This window comes from Periweissella ghanensis, assembly GCF_918814755.1.
Taxonomy (GTDB): domain Bacteria; phylum Bacillota; class Bacilli; order Lactobacillales; family Lactobacillaceae; genus Periweissella; species Periweissella ghanensis.
Genome location: NZ_CAKKNT010000049.1, coordinates 1 through 3,357, shown reverse-complemented (window position 1 = coordinate 3,357; position 3,357 = coordinate 1). Strand labels below are relative to the sequence as shown.

Annotated in this window: 2 protein-coding genes; both read right to left on the bottom strand. The window is 40.0% G+C overall.

The genetic code is table 11. The features are described 5' to 3' along the window. Positions 1-141 precede the first annotated feature (141 nt). Positions 142-2,607: an ATP-dependent Clp protease ATP-binding subunit gene (locus LQZ76_RS09845; protein ID WP_230099537.1), complete on the bottom strand. Its 2,466-nt coding sequence runs from the start codon at positions 2,605-2,607 to the stop codon at positions 142-144. A gap of 25 nt (positions 2,608-2,632) precedes the next feature. Next, positions 2,633-3,100: a CtsR family transcriptional regulator gene (locus tag LQZ76_RS09840; protein WP_230099536.1), complete on the bottom strand. Its 468-nt coding sequence runs from the start codon at positions 3,098-3,100 to the stop codon at positions 2,633-2,635. Between the last annotated feature and the right edge of the window lie 257 nt (positions 3,101-3,357).

Sequence of the window (3,357 nt, the reverse complement as noted above, 5' to 3'; positions counted from 1 at the left end):
GCTCGCTAATTTATTCACTTTTTTCAAAATAAAAAAATTCCAGATGGAAATGATACTCATTTCCATCTGGAATTTTTATTTAAGAGGTAGTTATGTCACAACCCCTTATTTAGTATCATTCGCCTGTCATCACCCTATTTTTTAGTGTAATGTTTCGGGGTGTTTTACCGTTAACTTAATTTCACCACGCGCTGCTCCAATGGTCACACTGTCATTGACTGCAATATGACCTGAAAGTAATTCCTCACTAAGTAAGTCTTCAACTTTCGTTTGTAAAGCCCGGCGTAATGGTCGTGCCCCGTATTCGGGATCAAAACCAGCCGCGGCGACCACATCAATTGCTGCGGGCGTAATTTTAATATCAATCCCTTGCTCTTGAACGCGTTTAAGCAAGCTTTTTGCCATCAATTTAACAATTTCATGCAATTCAGGCTTATCTAAACTATGGAAAATAACGGTTTCATCAATCCGGTTAATAAATTCTGGCCGGAATTGTTCTTTTAGACTTTCACGAACTTTAGCCGCCATTGCGTCATAATCTGCTTCCGCTTTTTTCGCACCAAAGCCCATCGTCTTTTCATCACGAACACGAGTTGCCCCAAGGTTAGAGGTCATAATAATAATCGTATTACTAAAATCAACCCGCCGACCCTTAGAGTCAGTCAAGTACCCATCATCTAATACTTGTAATAACAAATTAAAGATATCTGGGTGGGCTTTTTCAACTTCATCAAGCAATACCACGGCATATGGTTGTTGCCGGACTTTTTCCGTCAATTGACCACCTTCATCAAACCCAACATATCCTGGGGCTGCGCCGACTAAGCGACTACTTGAATATTTTTCCATGTATTCAGACATATCAATCCGAATCATGTTATTTTCAGAACCAAAAATCACTTCCGCTAATGCTTTGGCTAATTCAGTTTTACCAACCCCAGTAGGACCAAGGAACATAAAGCTCCCAATAGGCTTTTTAGGATCTTTCAAACCAGACCGTGCCCGCCGAATTGCGCGAGAAATTGCCGAAACAGCTTCATTTTGCCCAATAACCCGTTCATGCAAGACCTTTTCCAAGTTAATTAAACGGGTTTGTTCCGATTTTTGCATTTGCGTTACCGGTACACCCGTCCATTCAGCGACAATTTCCGCCACATCTTCAGACGTAACAAATAAGCTATAGTCATCATCTTTTTTGAGTAACTTTTGCGTTGCTTGTTGGCGTTGTTTGGCTTCTAATTCCTCATTAACTTCGACAAATTCGCGCCGTAATTGGGCCGCCCGTTCAAAATCTTGTTGTAACAAAGCTTCATCACACTGGCGAACTAATTCGGCCAACTTTTGCGTTAATGGTGTAAATTCATCTAACACTTCAGGATTATTAATCCGGACTTTAGCAGCCGCTTCATCAATCACATCAATTGCCTTGTCTGGCAAGAAGCGATCAGGAATATAGCGTACTGATAATTTAACTGCCGCTTCAATTGCTTCATCTGTAATACTTACGCGGTGATGCTTTTCGTATTGTTCCTTCAAACCAAGTAAAATTTCAGTAGCATCTGCTTCAGATGGTTCGTTAACTAATACTTTAGCAAAACGACGTTCTAATGCAGTATCAGTTTCAATATACTTTTGGTATTCATTCAGCGTTGTAGCCCCAACAATTTGCACTTCACCACGAGCAAGTGCTGGCTTCAAGAGATTTGAGGCATCAATTGCCCCTTCTGCGCCACCAGCCCCGATTAGCGTGTGTAATTCATCAATGAAGAGAATCACGTTACCATCATTGTAGACTTCATCAACAATTTTGCGGAGGCGTTCTTCAAATTCACCACGGTATTTCGTTCCGGCCACCACAGCAGCCATATCAAGCAACACTAACCGCTTGCCTTGTAAGTTAGCCGGCACTTCTTTGTTAACAATCTTTTGCGCTAACCCTTCCGCAATGGCAGTTTTACCAACTCCAGGTTCCCCAACTAATACCGGGTTATTTTTCGTCCGTCGACTCAAAATTTGAATTACACGTTTAACTTCTTTAGCACGGCCAATCACTGGATCCATCTGTTTACTTGCGGCAATTTTAGTTAAATCTCGACCAAGACCATCCAAAGTTGGGGTCCCTTTAGGTGTGACACGGCCACCTTTACCACGCGTTGTATCTGTGTTAACGCCAACATTTTTGAGTACTTGGCGTTGAATATCAGTGGGTTTAACATTTAAATCCCCTAACATCCGCGTTGCTAAATTACTTTGTGAGCCCAACAAGGCCAATAAAATATGTTCAGTACCAATGTTTTTGGCTTGTAAATTACGCGCTTCTTCACCCGCAGCTCGTAATGTTGTCGCTGCTTTAGGTGAATATGGTAAGTAATCTTCACGTTCAAGTGGATTTAAATTACCATAACCGGTATAGTTTTCAATTTCTCGGCGAATTTTATCTGCATCGAGGCCAAAACGTGCTAATACTTTCCCAGCCATACCTTCATATTCCATGGCCAATGCTAGAAGTAAGTGTTCGGTTCCAACTGCTTGATGTTTAAAAAATTTCGCTTGCTCTTGTGCTAATACCAACACATTTCGAGCACTTCTTGTGTATTCATTTTCCATTTGTACACCTCGCTATTTTGCTATCTTAACTTTTAAACCGTAAGCGATTTAAAATCCCAATTAAAATACGTGCACGCATCGCGTTTTCTGTTTGCGTATCGTTAATTCGAAGCGTATCTTTGTCAATCGTTGCTAATATTAAACTAGCTTCACGTGGCGAAATCAACTTATCTTCAAACAAACTTTGCACAACTGCGATGGCATCATGTTGCGAAACCGTTGTTCCAATTGCCGTTATTAATAAATCAAGAACTTGATTATCCTCTAATAAGCGCACTTTTGCAATTCGAATATAACCACCGCCACCACGTTTACTTTCAACTAAATATCCATTTTGAATGGTAAACCGGGTTTTAATTACGTAATTAATTTGCGATGGGACTACATCAAATTGTTGGGCAATTTCAGCTCGCCGGATTTCTATATGTTGATGTTCTTGCAAAATATTCTTTAAATATTGCTCAATCATATCTGAAACATTTTGCGTTTCCACTATCCACCGCCTCCTTCCGTTCAGAAAATCACTTTGACTAATCCTGACTTTATTATCCTTAATACTGTTCCAAATTGCAAGATATCAAATTATTGCCAGGGTCAACATCAAAAAAATCACACCTTTTTTCAAAGATGTGATTTATCACGGTTCTACACTATTTGATGTTGATGAGTAAAATCATCGACATCTTTTTTTGCAAAAAAAATAGGACACCGTATGTCCTAGTGCTAAAATTAAGTCGACGAAAACCAAAG

What these genes read in the sequence shown, in the direction of transcription:
- LQZ76_RS09845 (WP_230099537.1), bottom strand. Translation starts at nt 2,607, where the DNA reads ATGGAAAATGAATACACAAGAAGTGCTCGAAATGTGTTGGTATTAGCA.